We start from the raw sequence: 24043 nt of genomic DNA, 5'->3' as shown, positions 1-24043 counted from the left end.
ATCGATGCCAGCGAAGAGCAATCATTGTCCGCTGCGGTCAGGCCGCCGGGGGATAGAGCAGATCGACGATGTAGCTGGCGTCGAAGCGGGAATCGAGCATGCCGTAGGTGGAGCGCCAGCCGCCGGCAAGGCGCGTCTCGATGAAGGCATCGGCAATGCGCCCTGCCCCCAGCCGATAGAGTTCGGCGGCACCGGCGGCAAGCGCCAGCTGCTCGACGAGCAGGCGCGCGGCCCCCTCGTCCTGTTCGCAGAGTGCGATTGCAGCGCGCAGCACGTCGATCGTCTTCTTGCCGGCCGGGCCGAGATCGCGGGCAAGGCCTGAAAAAACGGTTTCGAACAGATCCTTGCCGCGGTTCAATACACGCAGCACGTCGAGCGCCATGACGTTGCCGGAGCCTTCCCAGATGGCATTGACGGGGGCTTCGCGGTAATGGCGGGCGATCGGGCGCTCTTCGATATAGCCGTTGCCGCCGATGCATTCCATCGCCTCGTAGATCAGCGCCGGGGCGATCTTGCAGCACCAGTATTTGGCGACCGGCGTCATGACGCGGGCATAGGCCGCCTGCTCGGCATTGCCGCGCGCCTTGTCGAAGGCGTCGGCAAGGCGGAAGGAGAGAGCGGTGGCTGCGGCGACATCGAGCGCCATGTCGGCCAGCACGCGCGTCATGATCGGCTGGTTGACGAGCATCTTGCCGAAGACGCTGCGGCCGCGGGTGTGGTGCACGGCCTCGGCCAGCGAGGCGCGCATCATGCCTGACGAAGCCAGCGCACAGTCGAGCCGCGTCAGCGTCACCATGTCGAGGATGGTGCGGATCCCGGCATCGGAGCCGCCGAGCAGGAAGCCGAAGGTGTCTGAGAATTCGACTTCGGCAGAGGCGTTGGAGCGGTTGCCGACCTTATCCTTCAGACGCTGGAACTGCAGGCCGTTGGCGGAGCCATCCTCCAGCAGGCGCGGCACCAGGAAGCAGCCCATGCCCTCCTTCGTCTGCGCCAGCATGATGAAGGCATCGCTCATCGGCGCGGACATGAACCATTTGTGGCCGGACAGCCGGTAGATGCCTTCGCTGACCTTTTCGCCAGCGGTCCGGTTGGCCCTCACATCCGTGCCGCCCTGCTTTTCCGTCATGCCCATGCCGATGGTGACGGCGGATTTCTGCATGGCGGGCTTGTTGGACGAATCATATTTGCGCGAGAGGATCTTTGGCGCCCAGTCCTTCTGCACCGCGGGCGACGCCGAAAGCGCGGCAACCGAGGCGCTGGTCATCGTCAGCGGGCAGAGATGGCCGGATTCCAGCTGCGCCGTCAGATAGAAGCGGGCGGCGCGAACCTTGTGGGCCTCATCCTTGGCATCGGTATCGGCCTGCGGATCCCAGACGGAGGAATGCAGGCCCACAGACATGGAGCGGCGCATCAGCGCGTGCCAGGCGGGGTGGAACTCGACGACGTCGAGGCGCTCGCCGCGGGAACCGTGGGTACGCAGCTGAGGCGCGCCCTGGTTCGCCATGCGCGCCAGCTCCTGCGCCTCCGGCGAAGTGACGTAGCGGCCCATGTTTTCCAGGTCCTCGCGGATGCCCCGGGGCAGAGCCGCCGTCAGATCGACGATCAGCGGATCGGACCGATAGGCGTTGATGCCGGACCACAGGCTCGGCTGGTTGAGTTCTGCGAGTTTTTCGTCAGTCCGGTTGGCGGAGGTCATAATTCGCTTCTAGTGTAAGAACCCGGCAAAGGGAAACCGGAAGTTATGATTCGGTTCATTCTGCTCTATCGGAATTTTGGCGAAAATGCATGGGGACATAAGCCTTTGCCCACAGCGCATGCTTGCCCCGGCGGGCCGCACTCTTTATAGACCCGCCAGAGACAGCAAGAGGCAGGGTCATGGTCTTTTTCCCCCACCGCCACCTCATCGGCATCAAGGGCCTCACCGAGCAGGATATCACCTATCTGCTCGATAAGGCCGACGAAGCCGTCAAGATCAGCCGCCAGCGAGAGAAGAAGACATCGACGCTGCGCGGACTGACGCAGATCAACCTCTTCTTCGAAGCATCGACCCGCACACAGGCCTCCTTCGAGCTTGCCGGCAAGCGGCTCGGCGCCGACGTGATGAACATGTCGGTCGGAAACTCCTCGGTGAAGAAGGGCGAAACGCTGATCGATACGGCGATGACGCTGAATGCGATGCGCCCCGACGTACTGGTGATCCGCCATTCGAGCGCCGGAGCGGCCGCCCTGCTCGCCCAAAAGGTCTCCTGCTCGGTCGTCAATGCCGGTGACGGCCAGCACGAACATCCGACCCAGGCGCTGCTCGACGCGCTGACGATCCGCCGCGCCAAGGGCAAGCTCTCGCGCATCATCGTGGCGATCTGCGGCGACGTGCTGCATTCACGCGTGGCGCGCTCCAATATCCTGCTGCTCAACGCCATGGGTGCCCGCGTGCGGGTCGTCGCGCCCGCCACCCTCCTGCCCGCCGGCATCGCCGATATGGGCGTCGAGGTCTTCCATTCGATGAAGGAAGGGCTGAAGGACGCCGACGTGGTGATGATGCTACGGCTGCAGCGCGAGCGCATGTCCGGCGCCTTCGTGCCTTCGGTGCGCGAATACTACCATTTCTACGGGCTCGACGCCGAAACGCTGAAGGCGGCGAAAGAGGATGCGCTGGTCATGCATCCCGGCCCGATGAACCGCGGCGTCGAGATCGCCTCCGAGGTGGCTGACGGTCCGCAGAGCGTGATCGCCGAACAGGTGGAAATGGGGGTCGCTGTGCGCATGGCCGTCATGGAGACGCTGCTCGTCTCCCAGAACCAGGGTCCCCGAACCGATGGATTGAAGGCATGAGCAACGCGATCGTCCTCCAGAACGTCCGCATCGTCGATCCCTCGCGCCATCTCGACGAGGTGGGCACGATCATCGCCGAAGGTGGTGTGATCCTTGCTGCCGGCAGCGCGGCGCAGAACCAGGGTGCACCTGAAGGTGCTGATATCCGTGACTGCACGGGCCTTGTCGCCACGCCCGGCCTCGTCGATGCGCGCGTCCATATCGGCGAACCCGGCGGCGAGCACCGCGAGACGATCGCCTCGGCAAGCCGGGCGGCCGCAGCCGGCGGTGTCACCTCGATCATCATGATGCCGGACACCGATCCCGTGATCGACGACATCGCACTTGTCGAATTCGTCAAGAAGACGGCGCGCGATACCGCTGCCGTCAACGTCTATCCGGCCGCCGCCCTCACAAAGGGTCTTGCCGGCGAGGAGATGACGGAGATCGGCCTGTTGATGCAGGCAGGCGCCGTCGCCTTCACCGATGCTCATTCCAGCGTCCACGACACGCAGGTGCTGCGGCGGATCATGACCTATGCGCGCGAATTCGGTGCCGTCATTTGCTGCGAAACGCGTGACAAATATCTCGGCGCCAACGGTGTCATGCATGAGGGGCTTTTCGCCAGCTGGCTCGGGCTCTCCGGCATTCCAAGAGAAGCAGAGCTCATCCCGCTCGAGCGCGATCTCAGGATCGCAGAGCTGACGCGCGGCCGGTATCATGCCGCGATGATCTCCGTGCCGCAATCGGTCGAGGCGATCGAACGCGCCCGCAGCCGCGGCGCCAAGGTCACCTCCGGCATCTCGATCAACAATCTGGCGCTCAACGAAAACGACATCGGCGAATACCGCACCTTCTTCAAGCTCTATCCGCCGCTGCGCCCGGAAGACGACCGGGTGGCCATGGTCGAGGCGCTGGCAAGCGGCGCGATCGACATCATCGTCTCCTCGCACGACCCGCAGGACGTCGATACGAAGCGCCTGCCCTTTGGCGAAGCTGAAGACGGCGCGGTCGGCCTTGAAACCATGCTGGCGGCGGCTCTCAGGCTTCACCATGGCGGCCAAGTGAGCCTGATGCGCCTGATCGACGCCATGTCCACCCGCCCGGCTGAAATTTTCGGCCTCCCCGCCGGCACGCTGAAGCCGGGGGCTGCGGCCGATATCGCGCTGATCGATCTCGATGAGCCTTGGCTTGTCGCCAAAGACATGCTTCTCTCTCGCTCGAAGAACACGCCGTTCGAAGATGCGCGCTTCAGCGGGCGAGCGGTCGCGACATATGTCTCGGGAAAGCTTGTCCACGCACTCTAGGAAACGGCGTCCTTAAAGAACGGCATATTGGGATAGGCAACGGAGGGGCTGAGGCGGCATATGTTATCCAATCTCATGTCATGGCAGATCACGCTGCCGGTCGCGCTTGCCGCCGCCGTCATCGGCTATCTCTTCGGTTCCATTCCTTTCGGCCTGATCCTGACGCGCGCCGCCGGCCTCGGCGACGTGCGCAGCATAGGCTCCGGCAATATCGGCGCGACCAATGTGCTGAGAACCGGGAACCGCAAGCTTGCGGCGGCGACGCTGCTGCTCGATGCGCTGAAGGCATCGGCCGCCGCCTGGGTCGTCGGTTACTTTCTCGGTGACGAGGCTGCGATCATCGCCGGCTTCTTCGCCTTCATCGGCCACCTCTTCCCGGTCTGGATCGGCTTCAAGGGCGGCAAGGGCGTCGCCACCTATATCGGCACCCTGCTCGGCGTCGCACCGATCATGGTCGTGCTCTTCGCCGCCATCTGGCTGGCGATCGCTTTCACGACCCGCTACTCCTCGCTGTCGGCGCTGGTTGCCATGCTTGTCATGCCGGTTGCGCTGTGGATACTCGGCAATGAAAAAGTTGCAGCCGTCATGGCGATCATGACGCTGATCTCCTACTGGAAGCACAGGGCGAATATTTCCCGCCTGATGGGCGGGACGGAAAGCAAGATCGGGGCGAAGGGATAATGGATGCGCTGAGCGCGGGACCAAAAGGCACTGTGCTGAGCGAACGGCAGAAAATTGCCTGGCTGCGCCTCATCCGTTCCGACAATATCGGCCCGGCGACCTTTCGCGACCTCATCAATCATTTCGGATCGGCCGAGGCGGCGCTCGCGGCGTTGCCGGAGCTTTCGGCGCGCGGCGGCGCGACGCGGGCGATCCGTATCGCCAGCGAGGCCGAGGCGCATCGGGAGCTGGAAGCGGCGCATCGTTTCGGCGCCCGCTTCGTCGGCATCGGCGAGCCGGACTATCCGCAAGCGCTGAAGCAGATCGACGGCGCGCCGCCGCTTCTCGCCGTCAAGGGCGCGCTTGCCGCCGCCAAGCGGCCGGCCGTCGGCATCGTCGGTTCGCGCAACGCTTCGATCGCCGGCGCCAAATTCGCGGCGATGGTGGCGCGTGACTGCGGTCGCGCCGGTTATACCGTGGTCTCGGGGCTGGCGCGCGGCATCGACACATCGGCGCACCGGGCAAGCCTCGATACGGGCACGATCGCGGCGCTTGCCGGCGGCCTCGACCAGCCCTACCCACCGGAGAATATCGGCCTGCTCGCGGAGATAACCGGCGGCAACGGCCTGGCGGTCAGCGAGATGCCCTTCGGCTGGGAACCGCGGGCCCGCGATTTCCCGCGCCGGAACCGGCTGATCGCCGGCATCGCGCTCGGTCTCGTGGTCGTCGAAGCGGCGACGCGCTCGGGATCGCTAATCACCGCACGGCTTGCCGGCGAGTTCGGCCGGCTGGTGTTTGCCGTGCCCGGCTCACCGCTCGATCCGCGCTGCCATGGCACCAACGGCCTGCTGAAGGACGGGGCTTCGATCGTCACCGCCCCCGCCGATGTCATCGAAGCCTTGGCGCCGCTGGCGCAATTCGAGCTGTTCCCGTCGTCGATGGCGGAGGAACCGCCACGTGACGGCGGGGCAATGACGATGCCGCCCGGCGATACGGATCGCAACCGCATCATCGATGCGCTCGGGCCGACGCCGGTCGAGATCGACGATATTATCCGCCACACCGGGCTCTCGGCATCGGCGGTCTATCTCATCCTGCTGGAGCTCGACATAGCAGGCAGGCTGCACCGGCATCAGGGCGGTCTCATCTCGCTTTCCGAGTGAGGCCTGCACGATACGAGCGACCCGCTTTGCAGCGGCTGCAAGAGGTAAAATTGTAGCAAACCCCTTGACCGCAGCGATTTCCCTGTCCATGTCGGAGGGCCGGTATCCAAGTTGCGGTGTGTGTTGCGCTGGCTTCAACGCTGGCGTCGTTTCCTTTTTTAGAGAATCATCATGAATGTTGTAGTGGTGGAATCGCCTGCCAAGGCCAAGACGATCAACAAGTATCTGGGTTCGGGATACAAAGTGCTCGCCTCCTTCGGCCATGTGCGCGATCTGCCTGCCAAGGATGGCTCTGTCCTCCCCGATCAGGATTTCGAAATGCTTTGGGAGGTCGATGGGGCCTCGGCCAAGCGGATGAAGGACATCGCCGACGCGGTGAAATCCTCCGACGGCCTGTTTCTCGCGACCGACCCGGATCGCGAAGGCGAAGCGATTTCATGGCACGTCCTCGACATGCTCAACAAGAAGCGTGTGCTGAACGGCAAGCCGGTCAAGCGCGTCGTCTTCAACGCGATCACCAAGAAGGCGGTGCTCGACGCGATGGCCGATCCGCGCGACATCGACGTGCCGCTGGTCGACGCCTATCTCGCCCGCCGCGCGCTCGACTATCTCGTCGGCTTCAATCTTTCGCCGGTCCTCTGGCGCAAGCTGCCCGGCGCACGCTCGGCCGGCCGCGTCCAGTCGGTAGCGCTGCGCCTGGTCTGCGACCGCGAATCCGAAATCGAGCGCTTCATTTCCGAAGAATACTGGAACATCTCGGCGCTGCTGAAGACGCCGCGCGGCGACGAGTTCGAGGCAAGGCTGGTTTCGGCGAACGGCAAACGGCTGCAGCCGCGCGCGATCGGCAACGGCGAGGATGCGGGCCGGCTCAAGGCGCTGCTCGAAGGCGCGAGCTATGTCGTCGACACGGTCGAGGCGAAACCGGTCAAACGCAACCCGGGACCGCCCTTTACGACCTCGACCCTGCAGCAGGCTGCCTCCTCCAATCTCGGCTTCTCCGCATCGCGCACCATGCAGATCGCCCAGAAGCTTTATGAAGGCGTCGATATCGGCGGCGAGACCGTCGGTCTCATCACCTATATGCGAACCGACGGCGTGCAGATGGCACCCGAAGCGATCGATGCGGCGCGCCGCGCCATCGTCGACCAGTTCGGCGAGCGTTACATGCCTGAAAAGGCACGCTTCTATTCCACCAAGGCGAAGAACGCCCAGGAGGCGCACGAGGCGATCCGCCCGACTGATTTCTACCGCTCGCCCGACCGCGTGCGCCAGTTCCTCGATGCCGACCAGATCCGGCTCTACGACCTGATCTGGAAGCGCGGCATCGCCAGCCAGATGGCCTCGGCCGAAATCGAGCGCACGACGGCCGAGATTACCGCCGACAACAAGGGCGAGAAGGCCGGCCTGCGCGCCGTCGGCTCGGTCATCCGCTTCGACGGCTTCATTGCCGCCTATACCGATCAGAAGGAAGACGGCGAGCAGAGCGACGACGGCGACGAGGATGGCCGCCTGCCAGAGATCAATGCGCGCGAGACGCTCGCCAAGCAGAAAATCAATTCGACCCAGCATTTCACCGAGCCGCCGCCGCGCTACTCGGAAGCCTCGCTGATCAAGAAGATGGAAGAACTCGGCATCGGGCGCCCCTCCACCTATGCCGCGACGCTGGCGACGCTGCGCGACCGCGACTATGTGACGATCGACAAGCGCAAGCTGATCCCGCAGGCCAAGGGCCGGCTGGTGACGGCTTTCCTCGAAAGCTTCTTCACCAAATATGTCGAATACGACTTCACCGCCGATCTCGAGGAGAAACTCGACCGCATCTCCGCTGGCGAGTTGAACTGGAAGCAGGTGCTGCGCGATTTCTGGAAGGATTTCTTCGCCCAGATCGAAGACACCAAGGAACTGCGCGTCACCAATGTGCTCGATTCACTGAACGAAGCGCTGGCGCCATTGGTCTTCCCGAAGCGGGAGGACGGCAGCGATCCGAGGATCTGTCAGGTATGCGGCACCGGCAACCTGTCGCTGAAGCTCGGCAAATACGGCGCCTTCGTCGGCTGCTCGAACTATCCGGAATGCAATTACACCCGCCAGCTCTCCTCCGAAAACGGCGGAGAAGCGGATGGTGCGGCCCTCAACGAACCGAAGAACCTCGGCACCGATCCGACGACCGGCGAGGAGCTGACGCTGCGTTCCGGCCGCTTCGGCCCCTATATCCAGCGCGGCGACGGCAAGGAGGCCAAGCGCGCTTCGCTGCCGAAGGGCTGGAAGCCCGAAGATATCGACTACGAAAAGGCGATGGCTTTGATCTCGCTGCCGCGCGATATCGGCAAACATCCGGAATCGGGCAAGATGATCTCGTCGGGCATCGGCCGCTATGGGCCGTTCCTCCTGCATGACGGTTCCTATGCCAATCTGGAAACGATCGAGGACGTGTTCTCGGTCGGCCTGAACCGCGCGGTGACCGTGATTGCCGAAAAGGCGAACCAGGCACCGGGCCGCGGTTCGCGCGGCACGCCGGCGGCGCTGAAGACGCTCGGCGATCATCCCGATGGCGGCGCCATCACCGTTCGCGACGGCAAGTACGGTCCTTACGTCAATTGGGGCAAGGTCAACGCCACCCTGCCGAAGGGCAAGGATCCGCAGGCCATCACCGTCGAAGAGGCGCTTGCGCTGATCACGGAAAAGGCCGGCAAGGCGCCTGCAGGCAAGACGAGCAAGGCGAAAGCCAAGCCGAAGGCGGCGGCGGCCGAAGCCAAGACCACCAAGACGGCGGCCAAGCCGAAGACAACGAAGGCGAAAGCGCCCGCGAAATCGAAAAAGAGCTGACGTGAGCAGAATACCGCGCGACAGAACGAACCCTGCGGGCAAGCGCCCGGGCAAGATCGGCCGTGCCGGCAAGGATGCTCCGGCCGTCGAGCCGCTGAACATCGTCCACGGCGCGCTGCCCTCGCGCGAGGTGATCCTGCGCTTCATCGCCGATCATCCGCAGAAAGCGTCCAAGCGGGAGCTCGCCAAGGCCTTCGGCCTCAAGGGCGACAATCGCGTCGAACTCAAGCACATGCTGCAGGAGCTCGAGCAGGAAGGCATGCTGCAGAAGAACCGCAAGTCGCTGATCCGTCCCGGCGCGCTGCCGCCGGTCACCGTTCTCGATATCACCACGCGCGACAAGGACGGCGATCTGATCGGCCGGCCGGCGGAATGGCCTGAGGATCAGGGCGTGGCGCCCGCGGTCGCCATCCGCCAGCAATCGCCCGCAGGCCGCCAGGGCAAGGGTAAGGCCCCGGTCGCCGGCCTCGGCGACCGCATCCTGGCGAAGATCTTCCCGGCCGTCGATCGCGGCGGGCCGGCCTATACCGCGCGGATCATCAAGGTGATCGACAAGCGCCGTGGCGCCGCGATGGGCGTTTTCCGCGCCGCGCCCGGCGGCGGCGGCAGGCTGCTGCCGATCGAGCGGCGTGGCGAGGAGATGGTGATCGATCCCGATTTCACCGGCGGTGCTGCGGACGGCGACCTGGTCGAGATCGAAGTCGCCCGGCTCGGCCGCTTCGGCCTGCCGCGCGCCAAGGTGCTTTCCGTCGTCGGCTCCGTCGGCTCGGAAAAGGCCATCTCGATGATCGCCATCCATGCGCACGGCATTCCGCATGTCTTCCCGCCCGCCGTGATCGCCGAGGCGGAGGACGCAAAGCCCGCCACCATGTCGCATCGCGAGGACTGGCGCGACGTGCCGCTGATCACCATCGATCCGGCCGATGCCAAGGACCATGACGACGCCGTCTATGCCGAACTCGACCCCTCGCCCGACAATCCCGGCGGCGTCATCGTCACCGTGGCGATTGCCGACGTCTCCTGGTATGTCCGCCCCAAGTCGCCGCTCGACCGAGAGGCGCTGAAGCGCGGCAACTCGGTCTATTTCCCGGATCGCGTCGTGCCGATGCTGCCGGAGCGCATCTCCAACGATCTCTGCTCGCTGAAGGAAGGCGTCGACCGCCCGGCGCTTGCCGTGCGCATGAGCTTCTCCGGCGAAGGCCGCAAGATCGGCCACACATTCCATCGCGTCATGATGAAGAGCGCGGCCAAGCTCTCCTATCAGCAGGCGCAGGCAGCGATCGACGGCAAGCCGGACGATAAGACCGGGCCGATGCTCGAGCCGATCCTGAAGCCGCTCTGGCACGCCTATGAGGTGATGAAGCGCGGCCGCGACCGGCGCCAGCCGCTGGAACTCGACATGCCGGAGCGCAAGATCCTGCTGAAGCCCGACGGCACCGTCGACCGGGTCCATGTGCCGCCGCGGCTCGACGCGCATAAGCTGATCGAGGAGATGATGATCCAGGCGAACGTCGCCGCCGCCGAGACCCTGGAAAAGAAACGCCAGCCGCTGATCTACCGCATTCATGACGGGCCGACGCTTGCCAAGCAGGAAATCCTGCGGGAGTTCCTGGCGACGCTCGGCATCCCGCTTGCCAAGGGCGGCAACATGCGCGCCAACAATTTCAACGGCATTCTGGCCAAGGCGGACGGCACGCCCCACCAGACCATGGTCAACGAGATGGTGCTGCGGTCGCAAAGCCAGGCCATCTATGGCCCGGAGAACATCGGCCATTTTGGTCTCAATCTGATGAAATATGCGCATTTCACCTCGCCGATCCGCCGTTACGCCGACCTCATCGTCCATCGCGCCCTCGTCGGCTCGCTCGGCTTCGGCGAAGGCGGCATCACGACGGAGGAAGAGGCTGCTCTCGACGATATCGCCGCCGAAATCTCGACCTTCGAGCGCCGGGCGATGGCGGCCGAGCGCGAGACGGTCGACCGGCTGATCGCGCATCATCTCAGCGGCCGCGTCGGCGAGGAATTTGCCGGGCGGGTTTCGGGCGTTACGAAATCCGGCCTTTTTATCGCCCTGCCGGAGTATGGCGCCGACGGTTTCGTTCCCATATCGACGCTCGGTACCGATTATTTCATCTATGACGAGGCGCATCAGGCGCTCTCGGGTGAAAGGACCGGGCTCGGCTATCGCCTTGGCGACAACGTCACGGTGAAGCTTGCCGAAGCGATCCCGCTTGCCGGCGCGCTGCGCTTCGAGATGATCAGCGAGGGCCGCGAGATGCCGACGGCGGTGCGCAGCTTCCATAAAGCGGGCCGCCGCGACAAGGGCCAGGTCCGCAAGAAGCCCGGAACGAGGCCGCCACGCGGGCGGCGTTAGGGTATTCTGCGAAGAGGAGCTTACGATGGGCACATCGACCGATCCGACCGTGCACTACGGCGACAAGCCGGAGACCGAGCGGCCGCTGGGGCGCTCCATCCTGCGCGGGCTGATGAACCGCTGCCCGGCCTGCGGCAGCGGCAAACTTTTCCGCGCCTTCCTGAAGCCGGTCGATCATTGCGCGGCCTGCGGCGAGGCGATGCATCACCAACGCGCCGACGACCTGCCGCCCTATATCGTCATCCTCGTCCTCGGCCATGTGGTGGTCGGTGGTTATATGCTGACGGACCTGACTTTCGTGCTGCCGGTATGGGCGCATATTGCCATCTGGGCGCCGATCACGGTCATCACCGCGCTTGCCTCGATCCAGCCGATCAAGGGCGGCGTCATCGGCCTGCAATGGGCGCTGCGCATGCACGGTTTCGGCGGCGAGAGCGACGGGCCTGACGATTACGACATTGCCGGACGCCGGGATTGAGCGCCTTCACCTTCCAGACATATTTAACGTGTAGTGCCAGCGCTCCACCGACCACCACCCGAATGCGGCAGCCGACGATCCTCAACCCGACATGGTAAGCATTTCTTGGCCGAACGGGCTTTACATTCCGCAGATGGTCACTCACATCGGAAATACTGCGAAGCGGCATCCGTCACCCGGATTTGGCACGTCTGTGCCTATCTATCCGACGGGAACCGGCCGATTCGCTCGCGCAGCTTTCTAAGGATGGATAAATGTCTCAGCCGAGAAACGGCACACCGGGCGATGTCGAGGAAATCCATTGGCCTTCTCTGGTGGCAGCCGTCTCGTCCATATCGGCCGTCGGCATAGCAATCGGCCTCGGACTTCCGCTGCTCAGCATCATCCTGGAAAAACGCGGCATCTCGTCTACCCTGATCGGGCTCAACACGGCGATGGCAGGCGTCGCGGCGATGGCCGCCGCGCCCATCACCACCAAGCTCGCCCATAAATACGGCGTTGCGCCGACCATGCTCTGGGCGGTGCTGATTTCGGCGCTGAGCGCTCTCGGCTTTTATTATGCCGAGGATTTCTGGATGTGGTTTCCGCTGCGTTTCGCCTTCCATGGGGCAACGACGACGCTGTTCATCCTTTCCGAATTCTGGATCAACGCCGCCTCGCCGCCGTCCAAACGCGGCTTCGTGCTCGGCATCTATGCGACCGTGCTTTCACTCGGCTTCGCAGCCGGGCCGCTGCTCTTTTCGATCCTCGGCAGCGACGGCATCTTCCCCTTCCTGATCGGCGCCGGCGCCATTCTGCTTGCCGCCATTCCGATCTTCATCGCCCGCGACGAAAGCCCTGTGCTCGAGGAAAAACCGGAGCTGCATTTCATGCGCTACGTTTTCCTGGTGCCGACGGCGACGGCGGCGGTTTTCATCTTCGGCGCGGTCGAAGCGGGCGGCCTGTCGCTCTTCCCGATCTTTGCGGTGCGCGCCCATTTCACCGAATCACAGGCAGCGCTTCTGCTCACCATGATGGGCGTCGGCAACATCATCTTCCAGATCCCGCTCGGCCTGCTCTCCGACCGCATCGCCGACAAGCGGCCGCTTCTGGCCGGCATGGCGCTGATGGGCTTCATCGGCTCGATGCTGCTGCCCCTGCTGCTCGACAACTGGCTGCTGATGGCCGGGCTCCTGCTTTTCTGGGGCGGCTGCGTCTCCGGCCTCTATACGGTCGGCCTCAGCCATCTCGGCTCGCGGCTGACGGGTTCCGATCTTGCCGCGGCCAATGCCGCCTTCGTCTTCTGTTATGCGATGGGAACCGTAGCCGGGCCGCAGGCGATCGGCGCAGCGATCGATGTCGCCGGAAATAACGGTTTTGCTTGGGCGATTGCCGCTTTCTTCGGCTTTTACGCCCTACTTTCCGGCATCAGGCTGATGTTCATTCGAAAACGGACTTGACTTTTCGGGCGGGATTCGTAGTTTCGCGCCAGAATTTGCCGTGGAGCCCATCCGGCTTCCACGGCTTTCATTTTCTTAAAGGCAGGACGACCATGGCCAAGGCTACAACAATCAAGATCAAGCTGCTGTCGACAGCCGACACCGGTTTCTTCTACGTCACGACGAAGAACAGCCGTACGATGACGGACAAGATGACGAAGACGAAGTACGACCCGATTGCTAAGAAGCATGTCGAGTTCAAGGAAACCAAGATCAAGTAATCACTTGATCTGCGGATTTCGCAAAAAACGCGCGCCCTCGGGTCGCGCGTTTTTTTTGTCCGAAATTCCCGCTTTGAAAATGACAGCGCAAACAGAAAAACGCCGCCCTTCCATCTTCGGGAAGTAGCGGCGTTTTCTTGAAAGGGGGTCGGCCAGCATGCAAAACGGCACGAGGAACCGCTATAACTTGCCTACTAGCCGACCGACCCCACGACCCAGGAGATGCGGCGGACCTGAGCATCATGGGGTATCGACAACTCCTCAGCGGGAGCGCTTCTCTTATGAGCCGATAATTTGCGCAAAAATGAAAGAAAATCAACAAATTCTTAATGATGATTTTTGCGGACTTGATTCTATGGTTAAAAGTCCAGTTTTGGTACATACAAAGATTTATCGACTCTGCTTAGGGATGAAGCCTAGACGCTGACCCACCGAAGAAATTCGACAATATAGCGTAATAACTTACACCTCCCCTCCCCCTGGGTGAGGTGGGGCTGCGGCACTCTATTTTCCCCAATCGGCAGCAGGCGCTTTTTATAGTCGCCATTTCATTTTTAGCTATGGCCGGACGCGTTCAAAACTATCGGTCAGCGGCACATCCGCAGCAAAGCCGAAAATCCTTTTTTTGGCTATTCGATTGCAAGTTTTTCACGCCACGCTGTGCGGGCGAGCATTAAAATTGTGTAACAATCCGCTTACCACGGTGGAAAACCCATAAACGGCACATAAGGCGGCAGATGATTCGTCAGGCGGCCGCAGCGACGACGCGATTGCGGCCGGTGTTCTTGGCTTCGTAAAGCGCAAGATCCGCCTGCTTCATCAGCTGATCGGGGGTCAGCACCGCGCCGATACGCGAGGCGATGCCGAAGGACGCGGTGACATTCAGCGGCTCTCCCGAATGTTTCAGCTGGAAGGGCGCGCTTTCGACGGCGGCGCGCAGGCGCTCGGCGACAGTTGCGGCAATTTCCGGCGAGGTATCCGGCATGACGACGACGAACTCCTCCCCGCCGTAGCGGCAAGCGAGGTCGGCGCCGCGAATGGTCGAGCGGACGCGATTGGCAAATTCCCGCAGCACTTCGTCGCCGCCGTCGTGGCCATAGGTGTCGTTCACCTGCTTGAAGCGGTCGATGTCTGTGATCAGCACCGAAAGCGGCCGGCCGCGCGCCATCGAACGGTTGAAGAGCACGTTCAGATGATTGTCGAGATAGCGCCGGTTATAAAGGCCGGTCAGCGGATCGGTGACGGCGAGCTCGATCGTCTGCTTGACGCTGGCGCGCAGGCGGTCGTTGCAGCGCTTGCGACGGATCTGCGTCAGGCTGCGGGCAACCAGCTCGTTGGGATCGACCGGGCGGACGATGTAGTCGTTGACGCCGAGATCGAGCGCGCGCACAACCATCTCGTCGGCGCCCTTCTCGGTGATGATCAGGATCGGCAGGAAGCGCGTGCGCTCCAGCGAGCGCAGCTGCGAGCAGAGGCGCAGCGGATCGTAATCATCGAAATTGGCGTTGACGATGACGAGATCGAACGGGCTTTCGGCCGCTTCGAAGAGGGCTGCCTGCGGATCGGAAAGGGCAAGCACGTCGGCAACGGGCTTCAGCGCCTTGATGATGCGCTCCTGCGAATTGGCGCGGCCGTCGACGAGCAGGATCTGACCCGTCTCGTCGGCGCGGCCCTCGCCTGCCCGCATGAGATCGTCGATGCCCATCGTATGGGCGGTATCGGCGCGGATGCGCAGCTCGTCGCTCAACGTCTTCAACCGCAGCAGGCTCTTCACCCGCGAGATCAGCTGCAGATCATTGACCGGCTTGGTGAGGAAATCGTCGGCGCCGACCTTCAGGCCGCGGACGCGATCGGCCGGCTGATCCAGTGCCGTGACCATGACGACGGGAATATGGGCGGTCTTGCGGCTGGCCTTCAGCCGCTCGCAGACTTCGAAACCGTCTATGCCGGGCATCATGATGTCGAGCAGGATGAGATCGACCTGGTTGCGCTCGCAGATCGCCAGCGCCGTGTAGCCGTCGGCTGCGGTCATCACGTCGAAATACTCCGCAAGCAGCCGCGCTTCGAGCAGCTTCACATTGGCCGGAATATCGTCAACCACCAGTATTCGCGCAGTCATAGCTGTCTTTCCGATGCGTCAGGCATCGCCCAGATAGGTCTTGATCGTCTCGATGAATTTCGGAACCGAGATCGGCTTGGAAACATAGGCCTCGCAGCCGCCCTGACGGATCCGCTCCTCGTCGCCCTTCATCGCGAAAGCCGTGACGGCGATGACGGGAATCACGTGCAGCTCGTCGTCTTCCTTGAGCCATTTCGTGACTTCGAGGCCCGAGACCTCGGGAAGCTGAATATCCATCAGAATGAGATCGGGGCGATGCTTGCGCGCCAGATCCAGCGCTTCCATGCCGTTTCTGGTCTGGATCGTGGTATAGCCGGACGCCTCGATGAGGTCGCGAAAGAGCTTCATGTTGAGCTCGTTATCTTCTACAATCATCACCTGTTTGGGCATGACAAGCTGTCCCTACGTCCGTTCGCGCAGCGGTTCGTCCCATGAGAAAGGCACATGCGGACAATAGCTCCGTGAAACCGATAGCGCACGCTAGCGGCATTTGGTTGAAGAAAAGGTAACTTACCCCTCGAAATGCAAAGCAACTTCAAGACTTCGAAACAACAGGCCGCCGACCCGCACGCAACCGCGATCGCCGTGCTCGGCTGGCTTGCCGACGATCCCGACATGTTCGGCCGCTTTCTTGCGCTGACGGGTGTGGCCCCTGGCCAGGTGCGCGGCGCCGTCAACGATCCCGGCTTCCTCGCCGGCATAATGGATTTCCTGATGAACCACGAACCGACGGCGATGGCTTTCTGCGCGGCGAGCGGCATCAGCCCGGAGACGGTGACCGCCGCCTGGCAGCATTTCGCCTCGCCCGGCCTCGATTCCGGGGAGTACTGACGGTGATCGGCGTGAGGGAACTCGATATCTCGCATATCCGCCTCGGCGAGAGGCCGCTGATCGTCTGCGACGTCGACGATGTGGTGCTGCAATTCATCGGCCCGTTCCAGCTTTTCATTGAAAGCCGGGGTCATGCCTTCCTGCCGCGCTCGTTCCGGCTCCACGGCAACATCGTCTCGCAGGCGGATGGCGCGGAGATCGAGGACCAGGAGGTCAGCCGGCTGATCGAGGAATTTTTCGAGACGCAGGAGCAGTGGCAGACGCCGCTCGACCGTGTCGTCGAAACGCTCGGCCGGCTTTCCGAGGCCGCCGATGTACTTTTCCTGACGGCCATGCAGCCGCGCTTCCAGGATCAGCGCCGCCGCCTGCTCGACCGGATCGGCCTCATTTTTCCGCTGCTTGCCAGCGAAGAGCCCAAGGGGCCGATCGTTCACGCATTGCATGCCAGCCGCTCCCTTCCCGTCGTCTTCATCGATGATATGGCGCGCAATCTGCATTCCGTCAGGGACCATGTCGCCGATTGCCTGCTGATCCACCTGATGCCGGATTCGCCCGTCCATCGTTTTGCGCCGGCGGCGGCCGACGACATTACCCGGGCCAGCGACTGGGCGCATGCGGCCGCGCTGATCGAGGCGCATTTCCTTGCCGGCGCGTTCAACCCCGCAGCTCCAGCCGCATGAGCGGACGGCCATCCTTGCGCCGCGCCACCGTCTCGAAACCGGCCGCATCGAAGATCGCCGTCGAGCCGATGCAGAGGGTCACCGATTTCGACTGCTTCACATGATCGATCGGACAGGCTTCGAGCAGGCGCGCGCCCTGGCGCCGGGCGTGATCGATGGCGCCGGCGAGCAGGCGATGGCTCATCCCCTTGCCGCGCAGCCTGGGTAGCAGGAAGAAGCAACTGACGGCCCAGATCGACGGATCGAACGCATCGCCCTCCTCCAGCGGCCGCGAGACTGTGCGCGGCGAATTGAACTGCGGCACGTCATGGCGCGGCCCGACCTGCACCCAGGCGACCGGCGCGCCGTCGGCGTAACAGAGAACGCCCGGCGGCGGCCCAGCCTTGATCCGCTCGTGCATATGCAGCTTGCGCTCATCGGCCGCCATCTTCGTTCTTATCGCATGCGGCAGGCGCAGCGCGACGCACCAGCAATTGTAGAAGGCGCCCTGCGGCCCGAACAGGGTTTCGAAATCGTCCCAGCGTTCTGCCGTTACCGGCTCGAAACGAAGATCGTTATCCAAAGGCAAAGCTCCCGGCCTCTCTTGAGACTCGGAAGCTTAGGGCGTAATGTCGCGGCGTTCAATCTTTGTTCTCATGATGACGCCCGCGCCCGACAAGACACCCGGCTTCTGTCGCGACTGCCTTGCCGAGCAGAAGGGCGAGGCGCGCCGCTGCGTGTCCTGCGGCAGCCCGCGGCTGGTGCGCCATCGCGAGCTCTACGCATTGACGCTGGCGCATATCGATTGCGACGCCTTCTATGCGGCCGTCGAGAAACGCGACAATCCCGACATTGCCGACAAGCCGGTGATCATCGGCGGCGGCAAACGCGGCGTCGTCTCCACCGCCTGCTATATCGCCCGCATCCACGGCGTGCGTTCGGCGATGCCGATGTTCAAGGCGCTGGAAGCATGCCCCCAGGCGATCGTCATTCGGCCCGACATGGAGAAATATGTCCGGGTCGGGCGGCAGGTGCGCGCCATGATGCAGGATCTGACGCCGCTGGTGCAGCCGCTGTCGATCGACGAGGCCTTCCTGGAGCTTGGCGGCACCGAGAGGCTGCATCACGACCCGCCGGCGCGCACGCTCGCCAAATTCGCCCGCCGGGTCGAAAAGGAGATCGGCATCAGCGTTTCGGTCGGGCTTTCCTATTGCAAATTCCTCGCCAAGGTCGCCTCTGACCTGCAGAAACCGCGTGGCTTTTCCGTCATCGGCCGCGAAGAAGCCGTCGAGTTCCTGGCGCCGCGTCCGGTCACCACGATCTGGGGCGTCGGCAAGGCCTTTGCGGCGACGCTGGAGGCGGATGGCATCCGCACCATCGGCCAGTTGCAGCAGATGGAGGAGAACGATCTGATGCGCCGTTACGGCAGCATCGGCCAGCGGCTCGCCCGGCTGTCGCGCGGGATCGACGACCGTGAAGTGCATCTCAACGATGCAGCCAAGAGCGTTTCATCCGAGACCACCTTCTTCGAAGATATCTGGCGCTATGACGATCTGGTGCCGATCCTGCGCAATCTTTCGGAAAAAGTCTCCTGGCGGCTGAAGAAAAGCGACATCGCCGGCCAGACCGTGGTCCTGAAGATGAAGACCGCCGACTTCAAGATACGGACGCGCAACCGCAAGCTCGAAGACCCGACCCAGCTTACCGACCGGATCTTTCTCATCGGGCTCGAGCTTCTCGAAAAAGAGACCGACGGCACAAAGTTCCGGCTGCTCGGCATCGGCGTCAGCGATCTCGGCGATGCCGCCCGCGCCGATCCGCCCGATCTCATCGACCGGCAGTCGGGCCGGCGGGCGGCGGCCGAAGCGGCGATGGACAAGCTGCGCGACAAGTTCGGCAAGAACACTGTCGAAACCGGCTACACCTTCGGCAGCGGCAAACGCAATCACTAAAGCGTGAGCCGTGCGCGCCGCGCGGCCTATAAAATCTTCCTTAAACTTCGTCCCATAATGTGCCGGCCAGTATTGCGTATGGTTGGCTATCATGTTCTCGCGTCTTGTCTTCGGCCTCGGCTTGCTGTCGGCCACCGCACTCGTGCACCCTGCTCTTGCGGCGGATGCGCGCACGCTGCAGATCATCGTCTCGAAGGACAAGCAGTCGCTTGCGGTCTATGACGGCACCGAGGTCGTCGCGACTTCGAAAGTCTCGACCGGCAAGGACGGGCACACGACGCCGAGCGGCATCTTCTCGGTGCTGGAAAAGCAGAAGTACCACGAATCCAATCTCTATTCGAACGCGCCGATGCCCTTCATGCAAAGGCTGACATGGTCGGGCATTGCGCTGCACGAATCCAATTCCGTGCCGCGTTATCCGGCCTCGCATGGCTGCGTGCGCATGCCCGGTACTTTTGCAAAAAAGCTTTACGGGATGACCGAGCCCGGTATTCCCGTCATCATCAGCAACGGCGAAGTGGTGCCGCAGCCGATCGACCATCCAACCCTTTTCCATCCGCAGGCGCCGGCGCCGATGCTGCTGCTTTCGGATGTCGAACTGCGACCCTCGATGCCCGACAGCGCAGGGACACCGGTGCAGGTGGCGATGAACGACACGGCTGCGATGCCGATGCCGGCAGCGCCGCTGGTTGCAACGCCCGAGGCCGAACCGCCGTCCGAGCCGATCAGCATGCTGATCACCCGCCGCACGCTGCGCGAGACGGTGATCGACATCCAGACCCTGCTCAACCAGCTCGGCTTTTCCGCCGGCGATCCGGACGGCTTGCTCGGGCCGTCGACCGTGCAGGCGATCAAGTCTTTCAAGACGCTGCGGCCGGCGGAATTTGCCGGCGACAGGAGCCTGGTCTCCGACACGCTGCTCAAATCCGTCTATGCGGCGACCGGCAGGGGTGAACCGCCAAACGGCGTCATCATGGTGCGCCAGGCGTTCAAGCCGATCTTCGAAGCCCCGGTGACGATTGCCGATCCGGGACTGGCGCTCGGCACGCATTTCTTCACGCTGCATGCACTCGATGAAAATGCCGGTACGGCGGATTGGCTCGGCATCACGCTGGAAAACAATCTCTCCCGCGAGACGATGAAGCGGCTCGGCGTCACCAATCAGGAAAGCTCGATCGTCAGCGGCAGGCCGATCGCCCGGTCGCTCAGCCGCATCACGATCCCCGACGAGACCCGCCGCAGGATCGAGGCGCTGATCGCGCCCGGCTCGACGCTGACGATCTCCGATACCGGCCTCGGCCGGGAGACCGGCGAAGGCACGGATTTCATCACCATCACAAGGGGTTGATGATTCCCGGGGCGATAAACCATCACCCTGGGATGACAACCATCACCCAGGGTGAAGTGCGTAACCTATGGTAAGGCGCATTGCCCTTAGACAAGCTCGACATCGACGACGCCGGGGGCGGCGCGAAGCGCGGCGGCGATCTCAGGGGTGATGCGGTATTTCTCCGCCAGCGCCACTTCCACCTCGCGTTTGCCATCCTCCTTGATGACGATGAAGGAAACGAGGCCGTCGCCCTTGGCGTTGAGATGGCCGGCGACCATCTTCAGCGGCCCGGAATCTCTGACATAGACGCGCAGCGCCTTCTGCATCTGCAGCGATTTTTCCTCCAGCGACTGGATCGTCTGAATGCGCAGGCCGATGCCCTCCGGCCGCTCCTCCCCCGTCGCGGTCAGCACGAAGGATTTTCCCGACTCCAGCACGTCGCGATACTGGTTGAGCATTTCCGAAAACAGCACCGCCTCGAACTGGCCGGAGGAATCGGAAAAGACGATGATGCCCATCTTGTTGCCGGTGCGGGTCTTGCGCTCCTGCTTCGAAATGACCGTTCCGGCGAGGCGCGCATTGAAGGCGCCCTGTTTGATCGCCTGGGAAAATTCGGCAAAGGTCTGCACCCGCATCTTCTGCAGGATGTTGTTGTAGGAATCGAGCGGGTGGGCGGTGAGATAGAAGCCCAGCACCTGGAATTCCTTGAGCAATCTCTCGGAGGCAAGCCAGGGCGAAAACGGCGGCAGGGAAATTTTTTCAGGCCCCGAGGTCAGAGTGCTGCCGAAAATGTCCGACTGGCCGCTCAGCTTGTTCTCCTGGGCGCGCTGGGCATAACCGAGGATACGGTCGAGGCCGGCTGAAAGCTGGGCGCGGTCGGTGCCGAAACAATCGAAGGCGCCGGCAAAGATCAGGCTTTCCAAGACACGGCGATTGACCTGGCGCGGATCGATGCGCAGGCAGAAATCCTCGATGCCGGCAAAGGGCTTGTCGCCACGCACCTCGACGATATGGTCGACGGCGGATTCGCCGACCCCCTTGAGGGCGGCGAGCGCATAATAGATGCGGTTGTCGCCGGTCTGGAAATGGCGGAAGGAGGTCTGCACCGAGGGGGCGATCACCTCGATGCCGAGGCGCTTGGCATCCTGGCGGAAATCGTTGACCTTTTCGGTGTTGGACATGTCGAGCGTCATCGAGGCGGCGAGGAATTCGACCGGATAATGCGCCTTCATATAGGCCGTCTGGTAGGAGACGATGGCGTAGGCAGCGGCATGCGACTTGTTGAAGCCGTAATTGGCGAACTTCGCCAGCAGTTCGAAGATATTGTCGGCCTGCGGCTTCGATACGCCGTTCTTGACGGCGCCGACCACGAAGCGTTCGCGCTGCTGGTCCATCTCCGCCTTGATCTTCTTGCCCATGGCGCGGCGCAGAAGATCGGCTTCTCCAAGCGAGTAGCCGGACAGGACCTGGGCGATCTGCATCACCTGTTCCTGGTAGACGATGACGCCTTGGGTTTCCTTGAGCAGGTGGTCGATCATCGGATGGATCGATTCCAGCTCTTCGTCCCCGTGCTTGCGGGCATTGTAGGTCGGGATGTTCTCCATCGGGCCCGGGCGGTAGAGCGCCACCAGCGCGATGATGTCCTCGATGCAGTCCGGCTTCATGCCGATCAGCGCCTTGCGCATGCCGGCACTTTCCACCTGGAACACGCCGACCGTCTCACCGCGCGACAGCATCTCGTAAGTCTTCTTGTCGTCGAGCGGAATGGCCGCAAGATCGACCTTGATGCCGAGCTTGGCGACGAAATCGACCGCGACCTTCAGCACCGTCAGCGTCTTCAGGCCGAGGAAGTCGAATTTGACGAGACCTGCCTGCTCCACCCACTTCATGTTGAACTGGGTGACCGGCATGTCGGAGCGCGGATCGCGGTACATCGGCACCAGTTTTGACAGTGGGCGGTCGCCGATGACGATGCCGGCGGCATGGGTCGAGGCATGGCGGTAGAGCCCCTCGATCTTCTGGGCAATGTCGAGCAGGCGCGCGACGACCGGCTCCTTCGCCGCTTCCTCCTGCAGCTTCGGCTCCTCCTCGATCGCCTTGGAGAGCGGCGTCGGATTGGCCGGGTTGTTCGGCACCAGTTTGCAGATCTTGTCGACCTGGCCGTAGGGCATCTCCAGCACGCGGCCGACGTCGCGAAGGGCGGCGCGCGCCTGCAGCGAACCGAAGGTGATGATCTGCGCCACCTGCTCGCGGCCATACTTGGCCTGGACGTAGCGGATCACCTCTTCGCGGCGATCCTGGCAGAAGTCGATGTCGAAGTCCGGCATCGAGACGCGTTCCGGATTGAGGAAGCGTTCGAACAGCAGCGAAAACCGCAGCGGATCGACGTCGGTGATCGTCAAAGCGTAGGCGACCAGGGAACCTGCGCCCGAACCGCGGCCGGGACCGACCGGAATGTCGTGCTGCTTGGCCCATTTGATGAAGTCGGCAACGATCAGGAAGTAACCGGGAAAACGCATGCGTTCGATGACGCTGAGTTCGAAATCCAGCCGCTCGCGATATTCCTTCTCCTCGTAACCCGGCGACATGCCGAGCGTTGCAAGCCGCATGTCCAGCCCTTCCACAGCCTGGCGGCGCAGTTCGCTCGCCTCGGCGCGTTCGGCCTCCTCGGCATCGTCGGTCGCACCGGTGAAGCGCGGCAGGATCGGCTTTCGCGTCTTCAGCACGAAGGAACAGCGCCTGGCGATCTCGATCGTGTTCTCCAGCGCTTCCGGCAGATCGGCGAAGAGCTTGGCCATCTCCGCCCGGCTCTTCAGATAATGGTCCGGGGTCAGGCGAAAGCGGCTGTCGTCGGAGACGATGGCATTGTGGGCGACCGCCATCAGCGCATCATGGGCGTCGTAATCGTCGCGTGTGGGAAAGAAGGCCTCGTTGGTCGCGACCAGCGGCAGGTCATGGGTATATGCGAGGCCGACGATCTTCTGCTCGTGGCGTTTGTCATAGGTGCCATGCCGCTGCAATTCGACATAGAGCCTGTCGCCGAAGAGACGTTTCAGCGCCAGCAGCCGGGCCTCCCCCTGCGCGGTATGGCCCTCCCGGATCGCCGCGTCGACCGGCCCGGTCAGGGCGCCGGTCAGCGCGATCAGCCCTTCGGTGCCGGTCTCCTCGAGCCAGGAGGCACGGATATGGATCGTCTGGTTGCTTTCACCGCCGAGATAGGCGCGGCTGACGAGATCGACCAGCCGTTCGTAACCGGCATCCGTGGCGGCGAGAAGAACGATCGACGGGAGCTTGACCAGCGCCTGCTGGCCGCCGCGCTTTTCCGTTTCCAGCCCGTCTTCCATGTCGATCGAGACCTGGCAGCCGATGATCGGCTGCAGGCCTTCGTCCATCGCCTTCTGAGAGAATTCCAGCGCGATGAACAGATTGTTGGTGTCGGTGATGGCGATCGCCGGCTGGCTGTCGCCGGTCGCCTTGTAAAGGATCTTCTTCAGCGGCAAAGCGCCTTCGAGAAGCGAATAGGCGGAGTGGACCCTCAGGTGGATGAAGCCCGGCGTGCCGCCGGTCGCCTCACCCGTTGAACCCTTTGCCGTATCCGCCATGTCATGCCTTCCCAATCACCCGAATGAATCGGACGCATTGTCGGCATAGAGGGCGATGATGTCCAGAAGAAGTCCCGCGTCCGGACCGCATGTTTGCCATGCGGTCCCCTGAAAACTTTAGATCGCCATGACGATCAGCGAGAAGCTGGCAACGAACATTGCGATGGAGGTGAATGCTGCGATATCACGGATCATGTCAGTCATTTGGCTCTCCTTTACTCGTTATGTTTTC

18 protein-coding genes are annotated in these 24043 nt (G+C 62.9%); 13 read left to right on the top strand and 5 right to left on the bottom strand.

From position 1 onward, the window contains the following. Positions 1-37: 37 nt before the first annotated feature. Positions 38-1696: an acyl-CoA dehydrogenase family protein gene (locus tag AMK05_RS08490; RefSeq protein WP_064838093.1), complete on the bottom strand. Its 1659-nt coding sequence runs from the start codon at positions 1694-1696 to the stop codon at positions 38-40. Between the two features lie 179 nt (positions 1697-1875). Here AMK05_RS08490 and AMK05_RS08485 point away from each other — a divergent pair, with 179 nt between their 5' ends. From AMK05_RS08485 to rpmG, 9 genes are all read left to right on the top strand, one after another. Further along, a complete protein-coding gene (locus AMK05_RS08485) occupies positions 1876-2832 on the top strand; it encodes an aspartate carbamoyltransferase catalytic subunit (protein ID WP_003587231.1) in 957 nt (318 codons plus the stop codon). Next, positions 2829-4118, top strand: a complete 1290-nt coding sequence (locus tag AMK05_RS08480; RefSeq protein ID WP_064838092.1) for a dihydroorotase — start codon at positions 2829-2831, stop codon at positions 4116-4118. Before AMK05_RS08485 ends, AMK05_RS08480 begins: the two co-directional genes overlap by 4 nt. Positions 4119-4178: 60 nt before the next feature. Continuing rightward, on the top strand, positions 4179-4799 hold the full coding sequence (gene plsY, locus AMK05_RS08475; protein WP_064838091.1) for a glycerol-3-phosphate 1-O-acyltransferase PlsY: 621 nt from the start codon (positions 4179-4181) through the stop codon (positions 4797-4799). Then, positions 4799-5941: a DNA-processing protein DprA gene (dprA, locus tag AMK05_RS08470; protein WP_064838090.1), complete on the top strand. Its 1143-nt coding sequence runs from the start codon at positions 4799-4801 to the stop codon at positions 5939-5941. The genes plsY and dprA overlap by 1 nt, the downstream gene beginning before the upstream one ends. A 171-nt stretch (positions 5942-6112) precedes the next feature. Continuing rightward, positions 6113-8767: a type I DNA topoisomerase gene (gene topA, locus AMK05_RS08465; protein WP_064838089.1), complete on the top strand. Its 2655-nt coding sequence runs from the start codon at positions 6113-6115 to the stop codon at positions 8765-8767. Position 8768: 1 nt separating this feature from the next. Next, the gene (gene rnr / locus AMK05_RS08460) at positions 8769-11141 is read left to right on the top strand and encodes a ribonuclease R (RefSeq protein WP_064838088.1); all 2373 of its coding nucleotides are present in this window, start codon (positions 8769-8771) and stop codon (positions 11139-11141) included. Positions 11142-11166: 25 nt separating this feature from the next. Then, positions 11167-11619 carry a DUF983 domain-containing protein gene (locus AMK05_RS08455; protein WP_064838087.1) on the top strand — a complete coding sequence of 151 codons (453 nt, stop codon included), beginning with the start codon at positions 11167-11169 and terminating at the stop codon, positions 11617-11619. Positions 11620-11873: 254 nt separating this feature from the next. Next, positions 11874-13058: an MFS transporter gene (locus AMK05_RS08450; protein ID WP_064838086.1), complete on the top strand. Its 1185-nt coding sequence runs from the start codon at positions 11874-11876 to the stop codon at positions 13056-13058. 92 nt (positions 13059-13150) lie between these two features. After that, the gene (gene rpmG / locus AMK05_RS08445) at positions 13151-13318 is read left to right on the top strand and encodes a 50S ribosomal protein L33 (RefSeq protein WP_003587245.1); all 168 of its coding nucleotides are present in this window, start codon (positions 13151-13153) and stop codon (positions 13316-13318) included. A 745-nt stretch (positions 13319-14063) separates the two neighbouring features. On the opposite strand, the gene AMK05_RS08440 is transcribed toward rpmG, so the two are convergent. After that, positions 14064-15437, bottom strand: a complete 1374-nt coding sequence (locus AMK05_RS08440; RefSeq protein WP_064838085.1) for a PleD family two-component system response regulator — start codon at positions 15435-15437, stop codon at positions 14064-14066. 18 nt (positions 15438-15455) lie between these two features. Continuing rightward, on the bottom strand, positions 15456-15827 hold the full coding sequence (locus AMK05_RS08435) for a response regulator (RefSeq protein WP_003547430.1): 372 nt from the start codon (positions 15825-15827) through the stop codon (positions 15456-15458). Positions 15828-15959: 132 nt separating this feature from the next. Here AMK05_RS08435 and AMK05_RS08430 point away from each other — a divergent pair, with 132 nt between their 5' ends. Beyond that, entirely contained in the window at positions 15960-16268 is a 309-nt protein-coding gene (locus AMK05_RS08430; RefSeq protein WP_064838084.1) for a DUF3572 domain-containing protein, read from the top strand. Positions 16269-16273: 5 nt separating this feature from the next. Further along, positions 16274-16948: a hypothetical protein gene (locus AMK05_RS08425; protein WP_171899821.1), complete on the top strand. Its 675-nt coding sequence runs from the start codon at positions 16274-16276 to the stop codon at positions 16946-16948. Here the strand turns inward: AMK05_RS08425 and AMK05_RS08420 are convergent. Then, a complete protein-coding gene (locus AMK05_RS08420; protein WP_064838082.1) occupies positions 16923-17510 on the bottom strand; it encodes a GNAT family N-acetyltransferase in 588 nt (195 codons plus the stop codon). The genes AMK05_RS08425 and AMK05_RS08420 overlap by 26 nt on opposite strands. A gap of 76 nt (positions 17511-17586) precedes the next feature. Between AMK05_RS08420 and AMK05_RS08415 the strand changes: the two genes are divergently transcribed. Beyond that, complete coding sequence (locus AMK05_RS08415; protein WP_064841315.1) at positions 17587-18879, top strand: DNA polymerase IV; 1293 nt, start codon at positions 17587-17589, stop codon at positions 18877-18879. Positions 18880-18970: 91 nt separating this feature from the next. Beyond that, positions 18971-20227 carry a L,D-transpeptidase family protein gene (locus tag AMK05_RS08410; protein ID WP_064838081.1) on the top strand — a complete coding sequence of 419 codons (1257 nt, stop codon included), beginning with the start codon at positions 18971-18973 and terminating at the stop codon, positions 20225-20227. Positions 20228-20313: 86 nt separating this feature from the next. Here AMK05_RS08410 and dnaE read toward each other — a convergent pair whose 3' ends face one another. After that, complete coding sequence (gene dnaE / locus AMK05_RS08405; protein ID WP_064838080.1) at positions 20314-23811, bottom strand: DNA polymerase III subunit alpha; 3498 nt, start codon at positions 23809-23811, stop codon at positions 20314-20316. Positions 23812-24043 lie beyond the last annotated feature (232 nt).

Origin of the sequence: Rhizobium sp. N324, from assembly GCF_001664485.1 — a bacterium.
Lineage (GTDB): Bacteria > Pseudomonadota > Alphaproteobacteria > Rhizobiales > Rhizobiaceae > Rhizobium.
This window is presented reverse-complemented; position numbering and strand designations above follow the sequence as displayed.